The following is a 19163-nucleotide window of genomic DNA, read 5'->3' as shown; positions in this document are numbered from 1 at the left end:
ATCCAAACAACCGACGGCTCCGAATACCTGATGTGCAACAGACACATCTCGAGGGACGCTCGGTCGCGGTCATCGGCAGCGGCGTCGCCGGCCTGACCGCGGCCTACCTGCTGTCCGGACGTGACCGGGTCACCTTGTACGAGGCAGACTCCCGGCTGGGCGGGCACGCCCACACCCATTACGTCGATCGCGGCGACGGCACGGTTTTCGGCGTCGACACGGCGTTCTTGGTTCACAACGACCGGACTTATCCCACGTTGCGCCGACTGTTCGCCGAACTAGGTGTGGCCACCCAAGAGTCGGACATGTCTATGTCGGTGCGAGCCGACGCCATCGGCCTCGAATATGCCGGGGCGCTGGGGCTGCGGGGACTGTTCGGTTGCCGACAGACACTGCGACCCCGCTATCTGGCCATGCTCGCCGAGATCCTGCGCTTTCACCGCACCGCCACCCGAATGCTGCGCGACGATGCATCCCTCGGCGCGGCGGCGAACCTGGAAACGCTGGACTCATTTCTCAAGCGGCACCGCTTCTCGGCGTTCTTCGTCGACTACTTCATCACGCCTCTGGTGGCCGCGGTCTGGTCGTGCGCCAGCGAGGATGCGTTGCGCTACCCGGCGCGATATCTGTTTGTCTTTCTCGATCACCACGGCATGTTGTCGGTCTTCGGCTCGCCGACATGGCGCACCGTGGTCGGCGGCTCGGCCAACTACGTTCAGGCCATCGCCGCCCGGCTGGCCGAGGTGTCCACGGGCACACCGGTACATGCACTGCGTCGGGTGGCCGACGGCGTACAGATACAGGCCGGTGGCAGCGCCCCGCGCCATTTCGATGCCGCGGTCATCGCCGTGCACCCCGACCAGGCGCTGCTGCTGCTTGCCGAGCCGACCGCGATGGAGCGCCGCATACTCGGCGCGATCCCGTACTCCACCAACCGGGCCCAACTGCACACCGACGACTCGGTACTGCCCCGCCGACACCGCGTCCGCGCGTCGTGGAACTACCTGGTGACACCGGACAGCGATCACGTGGTGGTCAGCTACGACGTCAGCAGGCTAATGCGCATCGACGGGAGCCGACGATTTGTGGTCACCCTGGGCGGCCACAACCGCGTAGATCCCGCGACGATCATTGCCGAAATGACCTACAGCCACCCGCTGTACACACCGGAATCGGTTGCCGCCCAGCGCGAATTGCCGACGCTCGATGACGATCGGCTGGTTTTCGCCGGCGCCTACCACGGCTGGGGATTTCACGAGGATGGCGCCGCCTCAGGTGTGCACGCGGCGCGGCGGCTGGGGGCCGATTGGCCGGCCGAAACTCGGCGACGGGCGGTGGTGGCGTGTTGACTCAAACCCGGCTGCCGACCCCGGCGATCTATCGCACCACCATCACTCATTCACGGCAGGCGCCGGTGCACCACTCGTTCGAATACCGAAGCTATAGCTGGTATATCGACATCGACCACTTGCCCCGGCTGCCGTGGTGGCTGCGACCATTCGCCCGATTCCGCGCCGACGATCATTTCGTCAGCCCGGCTCGTGGCTCATTGCGCGATCGCCTGGAAGCCTTCTTTGCCGACTGCGACATCACCGTTCCCGACGGCCACATCACCGCTCTGGTACAGGCTCGCGTCCTGGGATACATCTTCAATCCGCTGAGCATCTTTTGGTGCCACGACAGCGACGGCCGGGTGCGACACGTGATCGCCGAGGTGCACAACACCTACGGGGGACGCCATGCCTATCTGCTGCCACCGGCCGACCTGCCGGTGGTGACCGCCAAGGAGTTTTATGTGTCGCCGTTCAATCAGGTCGACGGCTACTACCTGGTGCAAGCGCCGCGGCCCGAGGACCAGGCCAACATCACGGTGACGTTACACCGGGAGAACCGACAGGCCTTCGTGGCCAACCTGCACGGGAAGCGACGCAAGGCAACGACCAGACAGGTCGCGATCATGCAGTTCATAGCACCACTGGCCCCGCTGGTGGTGGCCGCTCGTATCCGGATACAGGGGATCAAGTTGTGGTTACGTCGAGTTCCGGTGGTGCCGCGATGAGCGTCGAGGCACTGCAGGAGATGGTCCGAAACGGCACGGCGCCCATCGACGCGCAGCGCTGGCCGGCGGTTGCGACGGTGCCGTCCGGTCCGGTCGCCGCACTGTCGTCGGTCATCGCCGATCGGCTGCTGCGCCGCGCGGCTGCCCGCCTGCCATTGCGTGTACGCTACCCGGACGGAACCGTGGTGGGCGCCGGGGATCCGACCCGCAAGAACCATGGGCCCACGCTGATCATTCACCAACCCGAGTCGATGGCACGACGCATTGGGCGGCACGGATTGATCGGCTTCGGTGAGTCCTACATGGCCGGCGAATGGTCCTCCGACGATCTGGCCGGGGCGTTGACGGTGTTCGCGCAGTCGGTGGCCGAACTGGTGCCACGCTGGCTGCACTGGTTGCGACCGCTCGCCCCGGCGTTCGCGCCGACCTGGCGGGACCCTAGCCGAGAGCAAGCTCGCCGTAATGTCGCCGAGCACTACGACTTGTCCAACGAATTGTTCGCCCACTTCCTCGATGAAACCATGACGTATTCATCGGCGCTGTTCGACGGGCCGCCGGCCGGTCAACCCGTGGGTTGGCCGGATTTGGCTGCGGCCCAACGACGCAAGACCGACCGGCTACTCGATCTGGCCCAGGTTCGGCGCGGCAGCCGGGTTTTGGAGATCGGGACCGGATGGGGCGAGCTGTGCATTCGGGCTGCCTCGCGCGGAGCGCAGGTCCGATCGATAACCCTTTCCGTCGAGCAGCGGCGGCTGGCGCGCGAGCGCGTCGCAGCGGCGGGCCTGTCGAACCTCGTGCAGATCGATCTGTGCGACTACCGTGACGTTGATGCCGGGCAAGACCTCTATGATTCGGTACTTTCGGTCGAGATGATCGAGGCAATCGGGTACCGTTCGTGGCCACGGTATTTCGGCGCGCTGGAGCGGCTGGTGCGGCCGGGCGGCCGAGTGGCGATCCAGGCGATCACGATGCCGCACGACCGAATGCTGGCCAGCCGCAACACCGTCACCTGGATCCAGAAGTACATCTTCCCCGGCGGCCTGCTGCCCTCCGCGCAGGCGATCCGGCGGATTACCGAACGCGACACCGGGTTGCGCACAATCGATACCGCTTCGCTGCGAGGGCACTACGCCGAGACGCTGCGCCTGTGGCGAGAGCGATTCCTACAGCGGCACAATGAGTTGGCTCGGTTGGGATTCGACGATGTTTTCCGACGAATGTGGGAGCTGTACCTGGCCTACTCGGAGGCGGGATTCCGGTCGGGCTATCTGGACGTCTACCAGTGGACGTTCGAACGGCAGGGTGTTCGATGAACGAAGCCGCAATTCTGCTCGTATCCGGCGCTTCAGCAGGGGCGCTGGCCGTGGTGCATTCGATCGCGTTCGCGATCGGCCGCAAGATCGGTCGCTACAACGTCGTCGACGTGGCCTGGGGCTTGGGATTCGTTGCCGTCGCGGCCGTCGCTGCGATACTCGGTACCGGTGATCCGACGAGGCGGTGGCTCCTGCTGGTGCTGGTGTCGATCTGGGGTCTGCGCCTGAGCTGGCACATCTACCGCAAGTCAGCGGGCAAGGGTGAAGATCCCCGCTACGCCGACCTACTGCGGGGCGCCACGGCGGGGCAGGTGCTGCGCAAGGTGTTTCTGCTACAGGCCTTCTTGACCCTGTTCATTTCGTTCCCGCTGCAGCTGTCCGCGGTCACCGGGCCGACACCGAGGCCGTTGCTGGTGGTCGCCGGGATCGGCTTGACATTTTGGCTGGTCGGCGTCTTTTTCGAAACGCTCGGTGACCGCCAGCTGCGGGTGTTCAAGTCCGACCCGGCCAATCGCGGGGCGATTATGGACCGCGGCCTATGGGCTTGGACGCGCCACCCCAACTATTTCGGCGACGCCTGCGTTTGGTGGGGATTGTGGCTCATTACCGTCACCGGCTGGGTGCCGTTGATTACGGTGGGCTCGCCGCTGCTGATGACCTACTTCCTGGTGGACGTCAGTGGGGCACGGTTAACCGAGAAGTATATGAAGGGGCGTCCGGGTTTCGCCGAATATCAGCAGCGCACAGCGTATTTCGTGCCCCGACCTCCGCGACCTGTGCAATGCAGATAACCGGCCTAGCGATTTCGATGCACCCTGGCGATAGGCTACCGATCGATGACCGGACCGCCGCAGCGCAGCAACGACCTCAACGCCCTCTTGCGCCGGATCGCGCGAGGGGACAGCGAGGCGTTCGCGGCGTTCTACGACCACACCAAAACCCGGGTGTATGGACTGGTGACACGGGTGTTGCGTGATGCTGGCTACAGCGAAGAAACCACGCAGGAGATCTATCTCGAGGTGTGGCGGACGGCATCGGACTACGACGCCGCCAAGGGTTCCCCACTGGCCTGGTTGCTGACCATCGCGCACCGGCGCGCCGTCGACCGGGTACGTACCGAGCAGGCCGGTAGCCAGCGGGAATCACGCTACGGCGCGGCCAATGTGGTTCCCACCAGCGCGTCCGGACACGACCCGGTCGCGGACTCAGCGATCGCCGGTGACGAGCGACGTCGGGTCACCGAGTGTCTGGACAGGCTGACCGATGCGCAGCGACAGTGCATCGAGCTGGCCTACTATGGCGGCCTGACTTATGCCGAAGTGTCGCAGCGGTTGGCCGCCAATCTGTCGACGATCAAATCCCGCATGCGCGACGCGCTGCGCGGTCTACGCCAGTGCCTGGATGTGTCATGACCGAGCCGACCGACTTCGAGCTGCTTGAACTGGCAACGCCCTATGCCTTGCACGCGATGTCCGACGATGAGCTAATCGACATCGAGCGGCGGGTCGGCGCGGCACCGGCGGCGGTGGCCGCGGCATTCGACGAGGAAGTCCGCGCGGTACGCCAGACCATGGCGGTCGTTTCGGCCGCGACCGTCGCGCAGCCCCCTGCGCACCTGCGGGCGGCGGTGCTAAGTGCGGTGAATCCGTCTCTCAACAGTCGCCAGACTCGTTGGCGTACAGCTGTTTTCGCGTCTGCCGCGGCAATCGTCGTGGGGCTGGGCGCATTCGGCTTAGGGGTCGTCGTGCGCCCGTCGGCGGCACCCACCGTCGCCGATCAGGTGCTAGCGGCGCCGGATGTGCAGACCGTGTCTCGCCCGCTCGGAAACGGCACGGCCACGGTGATGTTCTCTCGCGACCGCAACGCCGGTGTGCTGGTGATGAACAATGTCCCGCCCCCCTCACCCGGCACCGTGTATCAGATGTGGTTGCTGGGCGCCAACGGCCCGACATCGGCGGGCACCATGGGTCCCTCAGCGGTCGCGCCGTCGACGAAGGCGACGTTGCCCAACCTCGGCGATTCGACGACGCTGGCGTTCACCGTCGAACCCGGCGCCGGCTCGACGAAACCGACGGGCGCGATCCTGGCTGAGCTGCCCCTGCGATAACTGGGGCCGGGCCCGCGAAAGGCAGGACCGGCACCGCGATGTCGCCGGGCGCTATCGCCAAAGGCTGCCCAGCATCGCAGCCAGCACACCCAGCACCACCAGCGCGGCACCAGTAATCAGCGTCATGTCCAGCCACATGTGCAGGCTGGCCTGTGCGGTTCCGACCATGGCGTCGGCGATCCGGCGGATATTTCCCACCGTCCGATCAAGCGCATCGTTGACATACCGGTCGCCGACCTCGATTCCCGCCCAGCCGACAGCACCGACGAGCAACGCCGAGACGCCCAGACTGGTTATCGCCTTGCCGCGACGGCGCGCCGCGGCCAATGTGAGCAGACCGCAGACCGCGCTCACCGATGCCGCGCCGATGCTCACCCAAGGGCCCCAAACCGCTAGCCGATGCAGTTCGCCCTGTCGCACTCGCTGCGGCACCGACACCGTCAAGGGAACCTTCAGCGTGGTGGGCGCCTTCACGTTGTGGGCGCGCAGCACCTCCTGCATAGTGCTGTCTTTCAGCATCGGGGCTACGTCAACCACCCATTGCTCACCGTTGTCACCGAGTCGCGGAGGGCTGAACAACCAGCTGTGCGCAACCCGGTTGGCCTGGGCGAACAATGGCGGAAACGACGGGCTGGCGGTGAATGCGATGGCAGCATCGTGGACCGTCGAGCTGTCGATCGTGGAGTGCCGCGCGCCATGCTCGGCGATGAGCGACATCGCCCGGGCGGTAAGTTCGGCCGCCATGGCCGACTGTAGAGCCGGATCAGCGGCGGCCGTTTGGGCCAAGGCGGCATAGCCGTCCTCATCGACGATGTTCACCTGCGCCCACGCCGCCGGAACCGCCACCGCCAGCGCGACCGTGGTGGCCACCCACAACACCACCGCCGCAAGCCATCGCACGCCGTAAAACCTACTGCGTAATTCCTCGCAGGTAGGCGGCCTGCCCCAGGTGTTGCGCGCAGTCGTCGATGATGCTGACCAACCGCGCGCTTGCGGTCACCGGCGGATCCCAGTTGGTGTCGACAATGCGAGAGAGTTCGGCCGCGGTCAGCCCGGCGACGTACTCGCAGGTGAGCTGGTGCACCGCCCGGTAATAGCCGGAAAGCAGCTCCGGGGATGCCCGCACCTTGGCCACGTCCTCGGGCCGATGACCATAGCCGGTGTCGTGGCGCGGCAGGTCGAGCCCAAACCGGTCCACCCAGCCGTCGCGGGTCCAGACCTCCTCGACCTCGGCCAAATGGGCCACTTGGATGTCTTGCACCCGCGCACTGTGCCAGAGCAACCAGGCGATGCTGTTGGCGCTCGGTGTCGGCCGGTGGTTGGCGATCTGGTCGGTCAGGCCGTCGGTGAGGTCGTCGGCGTGTTCGATCAATCGGGTGAACGCATCACGCAATAGTTCTCGCGCCGCGCCGTCGGTACTGGCCATACCCGCGACTTTACGAGCGCGCACGAGCCTGGCACCAGCAACCGACGCGGTCGTAGATTAGTTAGATGATCTACGACCTCGTCATTCGCAACGGCACCATCGTCGACGGGCTGGGCGGTGAGCCCTACGTCGGCGACGTTGCCGTGCAAGACGGCGTCATCGCCGCGGTAGCAACCACGGCGGGCCCGATTGACGGTCCCGTCGCCAAGCGAGTGATCGACGCGACCGGTCTGCTGGTCACACCGGGCTTTGTCGATCTGCACACGCACTACGACGGCCAGGCCATCTGGTCCGACCGGCTGACCCCGTCGTCGGCGCACGGGGTTACCACGGTGGTGATGGGCAATTGCGGGGTCGGCTTTGCGCCGTGCCGCCAACAAGACCATGACGTCCTGGTCGACGTGATGGCGGGCGTGGAGGATATTCCCGGTGTCGTAATGACCGACGGCCTGCCGTGGACCTGGGAGACGTTCCCGGAGTTCATGGATGCGCTGGATGCCGGCAGTCGCGATATCGATGTGGCCGCCTACCTGCCTCATTCCCCACTTCGGGTTTACGTGATGGGTCAGCGTGGTGCCGATCGGGAGCCGGCCACCGCGCAGGACCTCGCCCGGATGCGGGCGTTGGCCAAGGAGGCGATCGAGGTCGGTGCGCTGGGCTTCGCGTCCTCGCGCCTGGCAATCCATAAGACCGAGAGCGGGTCGCCGATCCCCAGCTACGACGCCGCCCGTGAGGAGATCGAGCAGATCGCCAGAGGCGTCGTCGACGGCGGGGGTGGCCTGCTGCAATTCGTGCCCGACATTCCGGCCGGCGGCTACCAACCGGTGCTGCAGACGGTTTTCGACGTCGCCGACGATGTTGGGCTGCCGGTGACCTTCACCCTGGTCGTCGCCAACTCCGGCGACCCGACCTGGCAGGACGCCATCACCATGATCGAGAAGGCGAACAAGAATGCCGGCGCCGCCGGCGACGTCACCGCCCAGCTGCTGCCCCGGCCGATCGGCCTGATCATCGGGCTGCAGCTCACCGGCAACCCGTTCGTGCTCTATCCGAGTTACCGCGAGATCGCGCAACTGCCGCTGGCCGAGCGGGTGGCCCAGATGCGCAAGCCAGAAGTGCGCGCCCGCATCCTGGCCGACAAACCCGGCGTCGGGCATCCGATCCTGTACGTCGCCCAGGCCTGGGATTGGATCTTCCCGCTCGGCGACGAGCCCGACTACGAGCCCGACCCGTCGACCAGTATCGCCGCCCGGGCCCGGGCCCGGGGGGTGAGCCCGATGGAGGAGGCCTACGACCGGCTGCTCGACGACGACGGGCGCGCCATGCTCTTGGTGGCCACCAGCAATCTGCAGAACAACTCGCTGGATACCGTCGGTGAACTGCTGCACCGCGACGACGTGGTGCTTGGGCTAGGCGATGGCGGTGCTCACTACGGGATGATCTGCGACGCCAGCTATTCAACGTATTTTTTGGCGCATTGGGCACGCGACCGGGAGTCCGGGCGATTCACGGTGGGCGAGGCCGTCCGCGAGCTCACTTCCGTCCCCGCGCGCGTGGCCGGGCTCGCCGACCGTGGGCGCATCGCCGCGGGCTACAAGGCCGACCTCAACGTCATCGACCATGCGGCGCTGCGGCTACACAAGCCGGTCATCAGCTACGACCTACCGGCCGGCGGGCGCCGCTTGGACCAGACCGCCGAAGGCTACGTCGCCACCGTGGTCTCGGGGCACGTAATCGCCGAGAATGGCGTTCCCACCACCGCCCGACCAGGCAAGTTAGTTCGCGGACGGCAGAGCGCCCCGGTCTCCGCCTGAACGACTTGGGACTTCCTGTGGACCGGCTACCGATACGCAGGTTTCCGATGCCGATACCGCCACTTTAACGGGCGCTGGCGGGTAGTTTGAGCTGGTGACAAACCCGCATTTCGCGTGGTTGCCGCCAGAGATTAATTCGGCACAAATGTTCGCCGGTCCCGGAGCGGGGCCGCTCCTTGCCGCGGCCGCGGCATGGGGGGCTTTGGCCGAGGAATTGGCGTCGTCGGTAGCGTCTTTCAGCTCGGTGACCTCCGAGCTGACCAGTGGTTCCTGGCTGGGACCATCCGCGGCGGCGATGATGGCCGTCGCAACCCAGTACATGGCGTGGCTCGGCGCGGCCGCCGCGCAGGCGGAGCAAGCGGCCGCGCAGGCCGCCGCCACGGCTGCCGCGTTCGAGGCGGCGCTGGCGGCCACGGTGCAGCCTGCGGTGGTCGCGGCCAACCGCGGATTAATGCAGGTGCTGGCCGCCACTAACTGGTTGGGGTTTAACACCCCGGCGATCATGGACATCGAGGCCGCGTACGAGCAGATGTGGGCCTTGGACGTGGCTGCGATGGCCGGTTACCACTTCGACGCGTCGGCCGCGGCCGCGCAACTGGCGCCCTGGCAACAAGTCCTGCGGAATCTTGGCATCGACATCGGCAAGAACGGCCAGATCAACCTGGGCTTCGGCAACAGCGGCAGCGGGAACGTCGGCAACAACAACGTCGGCAACAACAACTGGGGCAGCGGCAACACCGGCAGCAACAACCTCGGCAGCGGCAATAGCGGCAGCAACAACCTGGGCGTCGGCAACACCGGCAGCAACAACCTCGGCATGGGCAACCTGGGCAACAACAACGTCGGGTTCGCCAACAGCGGTAATGGGGACTTCGGGTTCGGACTGACCGGCGATCACAAATTCGGCTTCGGTGGCTTCAACTCGGGTAATGGCAACGTCGGCTTCGGCAACTCAGGCACCGGCAACGTCGGCTTTTTCAACTCCGGCACCGGGAACCTGGGCGTCGGCAACTCCGGGGCCCTCAATAGCGGCCTGCTCAACTCGGGCAGCGACAACACCGGTTTCGGCAACGCCGGCTTCATGAGCAGCAGCATGTGGTCGTCGGGGATGCAAAGCGGCGCCATGGCTACCTCGGCCACCACGGGCGCAAGCTTGGCCGCCACCGCCAGCTACGCCACCGGTGGCACCGCAACGTTATCGTCGAGCCTGCTCAGCTCCGCCGCTGCGCACACCGGTGGCCTGAATCCAGCGTTGGCCAGCCCGTACACCCCGACCGCGACGACCCCGGCCGCCGCGGCTCCGGCCGCCGCCGCCCCGGCCGCCCGATTCGACACCGGAACCGCCAACCTCAATAGCACCGCTGCAGCCAACAGCCCCGCGGCCGTTGCAGGCCTGCGGAACGCCACCGCCGGATACCCGGGCGCCTTCAACTCCGGCAGCGACACAATTTCGCGCAGCGCCCCTGGCCGTGAACCGGGCATCGGCAACCCGGATGCCGCCGGTTCAGGCATCCCCAAGTCGACCTTCTACCCCGACCGCGAGACCGGTGAACCTGACCCGGGCCTCAAGCTGCCGTTGCGGTCGGAGTAGGCCCCACCCGGTCGCCACACCGGGGGCCTATCCTCGAATTTGTGGGTGCCAAGAAGGCCAAAAAGGTCGATCTCGCGCGATTAGCCGCCGCCTTAGCCGACTACCCGTTCGGCTACCTGATCACTGTCGATGACGACCATCACGTGCACACGGTGGCCGTTGAACCGGTGCTGCGTGAGCTTCCTGACGGCCCCGACGGGCCACGCGCAATTGTCGACATCGGGCTGATCGGCGGGCACACCTGCACAAACGTGGCTCAGCACCGTGACGTCACGGTGTTGTGGCCCCCGCCGGAGCCGGGCGGCTATTCGTTGATCGTCGACGGCCGGGCGGAGTTATCCGAGGCCGACGCCGGCGCCGCGCGCTGCGCCGTGGTGCCCGGCCGCGCGTTGCTGCATCGCAACGCCGACGCGCCCGCCGCCGCCAAGGGCTGTCTGCACGACTGCGTGGTGCTCAGCCAACCTTAGTATCCGGGCGCGAAAAAGCCCGGTCCCGCAGAGCTTTCGAGGGACCGGGCTTTTCCGCTGAACTTCTTAGAAGTCCATACCGCCCATACCGCCGGTCGGGTCGCCCGCGGGAGCGGCCGCCTTCTCCGGCTTGTCGGCAACGACGGCCTCGGTGGTCAGGAACAGCCCCGCAATGGACGCCGCGTTCTGCAGCGCCGAACGGGTCACCTTGACCGGGTCGGCAACGCCGGCCTTGAGCAGGTCCTCGTACTCACCGGTGGCGGCGTTTAGGCCGGTGCCGGCGGGTGAGTTGCGGACCTTCTCGGCCACCACGCCGGGCTCCAGCCCGGAGTTGAAGGCGATCTGCTTCAGCGGAGCCTCCAGCGCCACCCGGACGATGTTGGCGCCGGTGGCCTCGTCGCCGGCGAGGTTCAGCTCGTCCAGCGCCGGAACCGAGTGCAGCAGTGCCACGCCGCCGCCGGCGACGATGCCCTCCTCGACGGCCGCCTTGGCGTTGCGGACCGCGTCCTCGATGCGGTGCTTGCGCTCCTTGAGCTCCACCTCGGTGGCAGCCCCGGCCTTGATCACCGCAACACCGCCGGCCAGCTTGGCCAGACGCTCCTGCAGCTTCTCGCGGTCGTAGTCGGAGTCGCTGTTCTCGATCTCGGCGCGGATCTGGGCCACCCTTCCGGCGATGGCGTCGGAGTCACCGGCGCCCTCGACGATGGTGGTCTCATCCTTGGTGATGACGACCTTGCGGGCCTTGCCCAGCAGCGAGATGTCGGCGGTCTCCAGGGAGAGGCCAACCTCTTCGCTGATGACCTGGCCACCGGTGAGGATGGCCATGTCCTGCAGCATCGCCTTGCGGCGGTCACCGAAGCCGGGGGCCTTGACCGCCACCGACTTGAAGGTGCCGCGGATCTTGTTGACGACCAGGGTGCTCAAAGCCTCACCCTCGACGTCCTCGGCGATGATCAGCAGCGGCTTGCCGCCCTGAATGACCTTCTCCAGCAGCGGCAGCAGGTCCTTGACGGTCGACACCTTGGAGCTGACCAGCAGGATGTAGGGATCCTCCAGGACGGCTTCCTGACGCTCGGCGTCGGTGACGAAGTAGCCCGAGATGTAGCCCTTGTCGAACCGCATACCCTCGGTGAGCTCGAGCTGCAGGCCGAAGGTGTTGGACTCTTCGACGGTGATGACGCCCTCGTTGCCCACCTTGTCCATCGCCTCGGCGATCAGGTCGCCGATCGACTGGTCACCAGCCGAAATGGCCGCGGTGGCAGCGATCTGCTCCTTGGTCTCGACCTCCTTGGCCGACTTGAGCAAGGTCTCGGTGACCTTCTCGACCGCCTTCTCGATGCCGCGCTTCAGGCTGAGCGGGTTGGCGCCGGCTGCGACGTTCCGCAGACCCTCCTTGACCAGCGCCTGGGCCAGCACAGTTGCCGTCGTCGTGCCGTCACCGGCGACGTCGTCGGTCTTCTTGGCGACTTCCTTGACCAGCTCGGCGCCGATCTTCTCGTACGGGTCCTCCAGCTCGATCTCCTTGGCGATGGATACACCATCGTTGGTGATCGTGGGAGCACCCCACTTCTTCTCCAGGACGACGTTGCGGCCCTTGGGACCCAACGTGACCTTTACCGCGTCGGCGAGGGCATTGAGGCCCCGCTCGAGGCCGCGACGGGCCTCTTCGTCGTACGCAATTGTCTTGGCCATTGCGAAGTGATTCCTCCGGATTGGGAATGAAACTGGGGTCACCGGGTGACGGCCACCCCATTACTTACGCTGGCCGGGTGCAGTGCCCGCGACGGACGACCAAAGTTGGCCTCACCGTCCCGACCTAGCACTCGCGGGTCGCGAGTGCCAAAGTCATTCTTAGCACTCGCCTATGCCGAGTGCAAGGACACCCCGCCCGCGGGACCAAGACCACCGGTAAGCCAGGGGCTGCGGCAGACTGGATTGATGTCGCTTGCGCTGCCGCCCTACCCGCCGTCCCGCTACTCCGGCGACGAAGGAGAAGTCAGTGCACGGCTCAAACACGCGGATGAACCGCCGGACTACGAGCTAGGCGGCACCAAATACCGCTACCTGGCCACCCAGGCCTCTACAGACGGCGACTTCGGCTTGTTCCGGGTAGATATCGCCCCAGCTGGCGGCGGGCCCGGTCCGCACTTCCACAAGACGATGTCCGAGTCGTTCTTCATCTTGTCCGGAACGATGCGCATGCATGACGGCCGGGACTGGGTGCACGCATCCGCCGGTGACTACCTCTACGTTCCGCCCGGTGGCGTGCACGGTTTCCGTAACGACGCCGACGAGCCGGCATCGATCTTGATCCTGTTCGCTCCTGGCGGACCCCGTGAAGCTTATTTCGAAGGTTTGGCGGGCCTGGGCGACATGACCGACGAGGAGCGCAGCGAGTTTTTCATCCGCCACGACAACTACTGGGTTCAGTAATTTTGCTGCGGGCGCCAGTCTTCCACCTGGGGCACCCCACCGCGGCCACGCCCGGCACGCGGCCACGTCAAGGCGCCAAATGGCCGGGACCGATAATGGCCGCATGCGGTCGGTCGATGAGCACCAGCGGGTCGTAGGGCAGACGATTCGGGCGCGTCCCGCGGCGACGGTGTCGCTCACCGACGCACAAGGCCTGGTACTGGCCGATGATGTGGTCGCCCGGCTCTCGTTGCCGGTGTTCGACAACTCCGCAATGGACGGGTACGCGGTGCGCGCCGAGGACACCGCACCGGCGACGCCGGAACATCCGGTGGTGCTGCCGGTGACCGAGGACATTCCCTCAGGACGCATCGACACGTTGACCCTGCAGCCGGGAACCGCGCACCGCATCATGACCGGGGCGCCGGTGCCGACCGGCGCGACCGCCATCGTGCCGGTGGAGGCCACCGACGGCGGCCTGGGGTCGGTGCAGATTCGCCAGCATGCCACTGCCGGCAAGCACATCCGCCGCGCGGGCGAAGACGTCGCGGCGGGCACCACCGTCCTACAAGCCGGCCAGCGGGTGACACCGGCAGCACTGGGTTTGGCCGCCGCCCTGGGACAATCCGAGCTGACCGTGATTCCGCCCCAGCGCGTGCTGGTGATCTCCACCGGGTCGGAGTTGGTCTCGCCGGGCACCCCGCTTCAGCCGGGACATATCTACGAATCCAACTCGGTCATGCTGGCCGCCGCGGTCCGCGAGACGGGCGCTGTCGTGGTGGCCACCGGCACCGCCGGAGACGACGTCGCGCAGTTTCGCGCGCTCCTGGAGAAATATGCCAGCGACGCCGACCTGATCGTCACCACAGGCGGCGTCAGTGCGGGCGCCTATGAGGTCGTCAAAGACGCTTTCGGCCGCGAGGGTGCCCAGGGCGTCGAATTCGTCAAGGTGGCGATGCAGCCGGGAATGCCGCAGGGCCTCGGTCACGTCTCGGGCACGCCGATCGTCACCCTGCCGGGCAACCCCGTCAGCGCACTGGTGTCCTTCGAAGTGTTCATCCGACCCGCGCTGCGCAGGGCGATGGGGTTTCCGGATCCCCAGCGTCCACTGCGGGCCGCAGTGCTCACCGAGACGGTCACATCGCCGCGCGGCAAGCGGCAGTTCCGGCGCGCAATACTCGACTCCAGCACCGGGCACGTCACCAGTTACGGCCCGCCGGCATCACACCATCTGCGTTGGCTGGCTTCAGCCAACGCACTGCTGGAAATCCCGGAGCACGTGGAGGAAGTGGCGGCCGGAACCGAGCTGCTGGTATGGGATCTGACCTGACTCCCCATCGTGGGCGCGCCGACCGTCGCTTCCTGCAACCGCCATAGCGGCGCAATTCGGCCGGGAGGTCCGACCGAGTGGATTGCCGTGACACATCGGATTCCCGCCTTCCGTAAGATGACCGCGTGGCACGACGCCCCCGCCTCGACGGCCCGTCCTCCGCGGCACCGACTCTTAGCCCGCAACACCTGCTGGCGCTGATTCGCTCCACCATCCCGCCGGTCCACCCCGCCGGACGCCCGTTCATCTCCGCAGGCCTCGCCGTGGCCTCGGCCGGGGTTCTGGGCCAGGCCGCGACCGGACGCAGCCTGCGTTGGATACGCGGGGCGGGCTTGCTCACGGCGGCGGCCTGCGCGGGCTTCTTCCGTCATCCCCCACGGGTCCCACCCAGTCGGCCCGGCGCCATCGTCGCGCCCGCCGACGGAGTCGTCTGCGTGATCGACGCCGCGGCACCGCCCGCCGAACTCAGCATGGGCGACACACCGCTACCCCGGGTGAGCATCTTCCTGTCGGTGTTCGACGCTCACGTCCAGCGCGCGCCGGTGAGCGGGGAGGTGGTCGCCGTACAACATCGCCCCGGTCGGTTCGGATCCGCCGACTTGCCGGCGGCGAGCGACGACAACGAGCGCACCAGCGTGCGCATCCGCACGACCAGCGGCACGGAGGTGGTTGCCGTGCAGATCGCCGGGCTGGTGGCGCGCCGCATCGTCTGCGAGGCGCACGTCGGCGACAAGCTCTCGATCGGTGACACCTACGGTCTGATCCGATTCGGCTCGCGGCTGGACACCTATCTCCCACCGGGCACCGAGCCGGTGGTCAGAGTCGGCCAGCGGGCAATCGCCGGCGAGACCGTGCTGGCTGACCTGCCATGACGACCAAGCCTCGGGGCCGGCGAGCGGTGAACCTGCAGATACTTCCGAGCGCGATGACGGTGCTTTCCATCTGCGCGGGAATGACGTCGATCAAGTTCGCGCTGGAGCACCAGCCGATACCCGCCATGGCCCTGATTGCCGCGGCGGCCATCCTCGATGGCCTGGACGGTCGGGTGGCGCGCATCCTGGACGCACAGTCACGAATGGGCGCGGAAATCGACTCATTGGCCGACGCGGTGAACTTCGGCGTGACACCCGCGCTGGTGCTCTACGTTTCAATGCTGTCGAAATGGCAGGTCGGTTGGGTCGTGGTGCTGCTCTATGCGGTGTGCGTCGTGCTCCGACTGGCTCGCTACAACGCGCTGCAGGACGACGGAACCCAGCCCTCCTACACGCGTGAATTCTTCGTCGGAATGCCCGCCCCCGCCGGTGCGGTCTCCATGATCGGTCTACTGGCCCTGAAAATGCAGTTCGGCGAGGGCTGGTGGACGTCGGTGTGGTTCCTGTCCTTCTGGGTCACCGGGACCTCGATACTGATGGTCAGTGCGATTCCGATGAAGAAGATGCATGCCGTGGCGGTGCCACCCAAATACGCGTCCGCGTTGCTGGCCGTGCTGGCGATTTTCGCGGCAGCCGCGGTCCTGGCTCCCTACATCTTGATCTGGGTGATCATCATCGCCTACGTGTGCCATATTCCGTTTGCGGTGCGTAGCCAGCGCTGGCTGGCCGCGCATCCCGAGGTGTGGGACGACAAGCCCAAGCAGCGGCGTGCCGTGCGGCGCGCAATTCGCCGAGCGCAGCCGAGCCGGCGGTCGGTGGCTCGTCGTTCGGTGGCACGGCTGGGGCTGCGCAAGCCCGGCGGGCGGTTGTGATCAACCCAGCCGGGGCCCCGCGGCTTACGCTGACCGCCCGATTGAACACCTCAGCAGTCGATTCGCGGCGCGGCGTCGCCCGGTTACACCCCAGCGCCATAGCGGCCCTCGGCATCCGGGAGTGGGATGCGGTGTCGCTGACCGGCTCCCGCACGACCGCGACGGTGGCCGGCATGGCAAGCCTACAAATCCCGGTCGGCACCATATTGCTCGACGATGTCACCCTGTCCAACGCGGGGCTGCGAGAGGGAACCGCGGTGCTCGTCGACTCGGTCACGGTCTGCGGCGCCCGAACGGTGACGCTGAGCGGCTCGTCGCTGGCCACCCAGTCGCTGTCGCCGGTGACGCTGCGCCAGGCCCTGCTGGGCAAGGTGATGACCGTGGGCGACGCGGTTTCGCTGCTGCCACGCGACTTGGGGCCCGGCACCTCCACCTCGGCCGCCAGCCAGGCATTGGCGGCGGCGGTGGGCATCAGTTGGACATCGGAGCTGTTGACCGTGACCGGCGTCGATCCCGAGGGACCGGTCAGCGTGCAGCCGAACACACTGGTCACTTGGGGTGCCGGGGTACCCTACCGCGCCTCGACGGCTGCGGAAAAGGCCAGTGTCGCCACCCCGGAGATCCAAGTCGAAGAACTAAAGGGCACCCAACCTCAAGCCGCGAAGCTCACGGAATGGCTCAAGCTTGCCCTCGATGAACCGCACCTACTCAAGAGCTTGGGGGCCGGCGCCAACTTGGGCGTGCTGGTGTCGGGTCCGGCCGGAGTCGGGAAGACGACCCTGGTGCGCGCGGTCTGCGCCGGCCGCCGGCTGGTTGAGCTCGACGGCCCGGAAGTCGGGGCACTAGCCGCCGACGATCGGCTCAAAGCGGTGTCCTCGGCAGTGACATCGGTCCGTAGCGGCGGCGGGGTGCTGTTGATCACCGATGTCGACGCCCTGCTGCCGGCGACCGCAGAACCGGTGGCGACGCTGATTCTCGGTGAGCTGCGCACGGCGGTGGCCAGCGATGGCGTGGTGCTGATCGCCACCACCGCTCGGCCTGACCAAATCGATCCGCGCCTACGTGCGCCCGACCTTTGCGATCGGGAACTGGGCTTGCCGCTGCCCGACGCCGCCACTCGCAAGGCACTGCTGGAAGCGCTGCTGAAGCCGGTGCCTGCTGGCGACTTGGATCTCGACGAGATTGCCAGCCGTACACCGGGTTTCGTTGTTGCTGATCTGGCTGCGTTGCTTCGCGAGGCGGCGCTGCGGGCCGCCTCGCGAGCCAGCGCCGATGGGCAACCCCCCAAGCTAGACCAGGAGGACTTGATCGGCGCGTTGACCGTCATCCGGCCGCTTTCCCGCTCGGCCAGCGAAGAGGTGGCCGTCGGCAGCATCACGCTCGATGATGTCGGCGACATGGCCGCGGCCAAGCAGGCACTGACCGAGTCGGTGCTGTGGCCGTTGCAGCACCCGGACACCTTCGCCCGGTTGGGTGTCGAACCGCCACGGGGGGTATTGCTCTACGGCCCGCCCGGGTGCGGCAAGACGTTCGTGGTCCGCGCGCTGGCCAGCACCGGGCAGCTCAGTGTCCACGCCGTCAAAGGCTCGGAGTTGATGGACAAATGGGTGGGTTCCTCGGAGAAGGCCGTTCGCGAGTTGTTCCGGAGAGCCCGAGATTCGGCTCCTTCGCTGGTGTTTCTCGACGAGGTCGACGCGCTGGCGCCCCGGCGTGGTCAAAGCTTCGACTCGGGCGTGGGCGACCGGGTGGTGGCCGCGCTGCTGACCGAACTCGACGGCATCGAACCGTTGCGCGACGTTGTGGTGCTGGGTGCGACAAACCGACCCGACTTGATCGATCCGGCGCTGCTGCGTCCGGGTCGGTTGGAACGTCTGGTGTTCGTCGAACCGCCCGACGCCGCGGCGCGTGGTGACATATTGCGCACCGCCGGCCGGTCGATCCCGCTCAGTGACGACGTCGACTTGGATGAGGTGGCCGGCGAGCTCGATGGTTACAGCGCCGCCGACTGCGTGGCCCTGCTGCGCGAGGCGGCGCTCACCGCGATGCGCCGTTCCATCGATGCCGCCGACGTCACCGCCGCCGACCTGGCCGCCGCGCGCGAAACCGTGCGACCTTCGTTGAATCCGCTGCAGGTGGATTCGTTGCGTGCGTTCGCCAGCGCCCGCTAGTCCGACAGCTGGAACTCGATCATCGCAGCGACCGAGTCCACCGCCTCGCACAGCGCCGCCAACCGGTCGGCAGCCGACGGTGCCGACAGCACAGCGTAGCTATCGGCCGGACCCATCGGGACTCGAGACGCCAACGTGTACAACAACTTGTCCACGTCGCCGTCGCCGCCCAACTGGTAGCCCAGCAACACATCGCGACCCGACAACCGCACCCCGCGGGCGTTCGCGATTCGTTGGAACAATGCCATCACCCGGTCTTCGATCTCGCGAAACTGTGTCTGGGTGACCGGATCCCCCGGTTCGTCCGGCCAGATCTGCACCGTGGCCCGCGGGTAGGGATCGTCGGGCAGCCAGTCGCAAACCCGGATCCGCTCGTCTGTTCGGCAGCGCAGCAGATAGTGCCCGTCGCCCTGGTCGACGCAATCGCTGATCCTGGCCAGCGTCCCGACATCACACCGCGCGTCACCGCCGCCCACTTCGCGGCCCTGTGCGATCAACACGACTCCAAAAGGTTCGCCGGCGTCGAGACAGTGGCGCACCAGCGCGCCATAGCGCGGCTCAAAGATGCGCAACGGCAAGTCCTGTTGCGGCAGGATCGCCGTTTCGAGCGGGAACATGGCTATTTCCCTGGGCTTCGGAGCCGTCATCGCGCCGCCTCAATCCGTCTCAGCCGAAGCCTGCTCACAAATCACCGGCCCACGGCCACTGCCGGGTACACACCGACCCAGCGAC

General features: G+C 66.8%; 18 protein-coding genes. 14 read left to right on the top strand and 4 right to left on the bottom strand.

Translation table 11 applies throughout. The features are described from left to right. Window positions 1-32: 32 nt before the first annotated feature. Genes MB901379_RS03185 through MB901379_RS03160 form a run of 6 tightly spaced genes read left to right on the top strand, consistent with a single transcriptional unit; the run spans window position 33 to window position 5479 of the window. On the top strand, window positions 33-1349 hold the full coding sequence (locus tag MB901379_RS03185; RefSeq protein ID WP_158015333.1) for an NAD(P)/FAD-dependent oxidoreductase: 1317 nt from the start codon (window positions 33-35) through the stop codon (window positions 1347-1349). Continuing rightward, window positions 1343-2059 (top strand): DUF1365 domain-containing protein, encoded by a 717-nt coding sequence (locus tag MB901379_RS03180; RefSeq protein ID WP_158015332.1) that lies wholly within the window; start codon window positions 1343-1345, stop codon window positions 2057-2059. The genes MB901379_RS03185 and MB901379_RS03180 overlap by 7 nt, the downstream gene beginning before the upstream one ends. Window positions 2060-2079: 20 nt before the next feature. Then, entirely contained in the window at window positions 2080-3372 is a 1293-nt protein-coding gene (locus tag MB901379_RS03175; RefSeq protein WP_408632356.1) for a class I SAM-dependent methyltransferase, read from the top strand. After that, window positions 3369-4163 carry a DUF1295 domain-containing protein gene (locus MB901379_RS03170; RefSeq protein ID WP_158015330.1) on the top strand — a complete coding sequence of 265 codons (795 nt, stop codon included), beginning with the start codon at window positions 3369-3371 and terminating at the stop codon, window positions 4161-4163. The genes MB901379_RS03175 and MB901379_RS03170 overlap by 4 nt, the downstream gene beginning before the upstream one ends. A 45-nt stretch (window positions 4164-4208) precedes the next feature. Continuing rightward, entirely contained in the window at window positions 4209-4784 is a 576-nt protein-coding gene (locus tag MB901379_RS03165) for a sigma-70 family RNA polymerase sigma factor (RefSeq protein ID WP_158015329.1), read from the top strand. Next, window positions 4781-5479: an anti-sigma factor gene (locus tag MB901379_RS03160; RefSeq protein ID WP_158015328.1), complete on the top strand. Its 699-nt coding sequence runs from the start codon at window positions 4781-4783 to the stop codon at window positions 5477-5479. The genes MB901379_RS03165 and MB901379_RS03160 overlap by 4 nt, the downstream gene beginning before the upstream one ends. A 51-nt stretch (window positions 5480-5530) precedes the next feature. On the opposite strand, the gene MB901379_RS03155 is transcribed toward MB901379_RS03160, so the two are convergent. Both MB901379_RS03155 and MB901379_RS03150 read right to left on the bottom strand, forming a co-directional pair. Then, a complete protein-coding gene (locus MB901379_RS03155) occupies window positions 5531-6379 on the bottom strand; it encodes a hypothetical protein (RefSeq protein ID WP_158015327.1) in 849 nt (282 codons plus the stop codon). Window positions 6380-6389: 10 nt separating this feature from the next. Beyond that, entirely contained in the window at window positions 6390-6905 is a 516-nt protein-coding gene (locus MB901379_RS03150) for a mycothiol transferase (protein WP_158015326.1), read from the bottom strand. Between the two features lie 65 nt (window positions 6906-6970). Here MB901379_RS03150 and MB901379_RS03145 point away from each other — a divergent pair, with 65 nt between their 5' ends. From MB901379_RS03145 to MB901379_RS03135, 3 genes are all read left to right on the top strand, one after another. Further along, window positions 6971-8719, top strand: coding sequence for an N-acyl-D-amino-acid deacylase family protein (locus MB901379_RS03145; RefSeq protein WP_158015325.1), 1749 nt, complete (start codon window positions 6971-6973; stop codon window positions 8717-8719). Between the two features lie 94 nt (window positions 8720-8813). Continuing rightward, window positions 8814-10310, top strand: a complete 1497-nt coding sequence (locus tag MB901379_RS03140) for a PPE family protein (protein ID WP_158015324.1) — start codon at window positions 8814-8816, stop codon at window positions 10308-10310. Window positions 10311-10351: 41 nt separating this feature from the next. Further along, on the top strand, window positions 10352-10777 hold the full coding sequence (locus tag MB901379_RS03135) for a pyridoxamine 5'-phosphate oxidase family protein (protein WP_158015323.1): 426 nt from the start codon (window positions 10352-10354) through the stop codon (window positions 10775-10777). Window positions 10778-10843: 66 nt separating this feature from the next. On the opposite strand, the gene groL is transcribed toward MB901379_RS03135, so the two are convergent. Next, a complete protein-coding gene (groL, locus tag MB901379_RS03130) occupies window positions 10844-12469 on the bottom strand; it encodes a chaperonin GroEL (RefSeq protein ID WP_158015322.1) in 1626 nt (541 codons plus the stop codon). A 246-nt stretch (window positions 12470-12715) separates the two neighbouring features. Here groL and MB901379_RS03125 point away from each other — a divergent pair, with 246 nt between their 5' ends. The 5 genes from MB901379_RS03125 (at window position 12716) to MB901379_RS03105 (ending at window position 18431) form a co-directional block, all read left to right on the top strand. After that, complete coding sequence (locus tag MB901379_RS03125; protein WP_158015321.1) at window positions 12716-13210, top strand: cupin domain-containing protein; 495 nt, start codon at window positions 12716-12718, stop codon at window positions 13208-13210. Window positions 13211-13313: 103 nt separating this feature from the next. Further along, window positions 13314-14519: a molybdopterin molybdotransferase MoeA gene (gene moeA / locus MB901379_RS03120; protein WP_158015320.1), complete on the top strand. Its 1206-nt coding sequence runs from the start codon at window positions 13314-13316 to the stop codon at window positions 14517-14519. Window positions 14520-14644: 125 nt separating this feature from the next. Further along, the gene (locus MB901379_RS03115; protein ID WP_158015319.1) at window positions 14645-15391 is read left to right on the top strand and encodes a phosphatidylserine decarboxylase; all 747 of its coding nucleotides are present in this window, start codon (window positions 14645-14647) and stop codon (window positions 15389-15391) included. Then, window positions 15388-16263 (top strand): CDP-diacylglycerol--serine O-phosphatidyltransferase, encoded by an 876-nt coding sequence (pssA, locus tag MB901379_RS03110; RefSeq protein ID WP_158015318.1) that lies wholly within the window; start codon window positions 15388-15390, stop codon window positions 16261-16263. Before MB901379_RS03115 ends, pssA begins: the two co-directional genes overlap by 4 nt. After that, a complete protein-coding gene (locus MB901379_RS03105; protein WP_158015317.1) occupies window positions 16260-18431 on the top strand; it encodes an AAA family ATPase in 2172 nt (723 codons plus the stop codon). Before pssA ends, MB901379_RS03105 begins: the two co-directional genes overlap by 4 nt. On the opposite strand, the gene MB901379_RS03100 is transcribed toward MB901379_RS03105, so the two are convergent. Further along, window positions 18428-19078: an LON peptidase substrate-binding domain-containing protein gene (locus MB901379_RS03100; protein WP_158015316.1), complete on the bottom strand. Its 651-nt coding sequence runs from the start codon at window positions 19076-19078 to the stop codon at window positions 18428-18430. The two genes, MB901379_RS03105 and MB901379_RS03100, sit on opposite strands and share 4 nt — an antisense overlap. Between the last annotated feature and the right edge of the window lie 85 nt (window positions 19079-19163).

This window comes from Mycobacterium basiliense (assembly GCF_900292015.1).
Classification (GTDB): Bacteria; Actinomycetota; Actinomycetes; order Mycobacteriales; family Mycobacteriaceae; genus Mycobacterium; species Mycobacterium basiliense.
Note: the sequence above shows the minus strand (reverse complement) of the source record. Positions and strands in the feature narration are given on the sequence as shown.

What these genes read in the sequence shown, in the direction of transcription:
- MB901379_RS03175 (WP_408632356.1), top strand. Translation starts at nt 2,080, where the DNA reads ATGGTCCGAAACGGCACGGCGCCCATCGACGCGCAGCGCTGGCCGGCG.
- MB901379_RS03170 (WP_158015330.1), top strand. Translation starts at nt 3,369, where the DNA reads ATGAACGAAGCCGCAATTCTGCTCGTATCCGGCGCTTCAGCAGGGGCG.
- MB901379_RS03165 (WP_158015329.1), top strand. Translation starts at nt 4,209, where the DNA reads ATGACCGGACCGCCGCAGCGCAGCAACGACCTCAACGCCCTCTTGCGC.
- MB901379_RS03160 (WP_158015328.1), top strand. Translation starts at nt 4,781, where the DNA reads ATGACCGAGCCGACCGACTTCGAGCTGCTTGAACTGGCAACGCCCTAT.
- MB901379_RS03150 (WP_158015326.1), bottom strand. Translation starts at nt 6,905, where the DNA reads ATGGCCAGTACCGACGGCGCGGCGCGAGAACTATTGCGTGATGCGTTC.
- MB901379_RS03145 (WP_158015325.1), top strand. Translation starts at nt 6,971, where the DNA reads ATGATCTACGACCTCGTCATTCGCAACGGCACCATCGTCGACGGGCTG.
- groL (WP_158015322.1), bottom strand. Translation starts at nt 12,469, where the DNA reads ATGGCCAAGACAATTGCGTACGACGAAGAGGCCCGTCGCGGCCTCGAG.
- MB901379_RS03125 (WP_158015321.1), top strand. Translation starts at nt 12,716, where the DNA reads ATGTCGCTTGCGCTGCCGCCCTACCCGCCGTCCCGCTACTCCGGCGAC.
- moeA (WP_158015320.1), top strand. Translation starts at nt 13,314, where the DNA reads ATGCGGTCGGTCGATGAGCACCAGCGGGTCGTAGGGCAGACGATTCGG.
- pssA (WP_158015318.1), top strand. Translation starts at nt 15,388, where the DNA reads ATGACGACCAAGCCTCGGGGCCGGCGAGCGGTGAACCTGCAGATACTT.
- MB901379_RS03100 (WP_158015316.1), bottom strand. Translation starts at nt 19,078, where the DNA reads ATGACGGCTCCGAAGCCCAGGGAAATAGCCATGTTCCCGCTCGAAACG.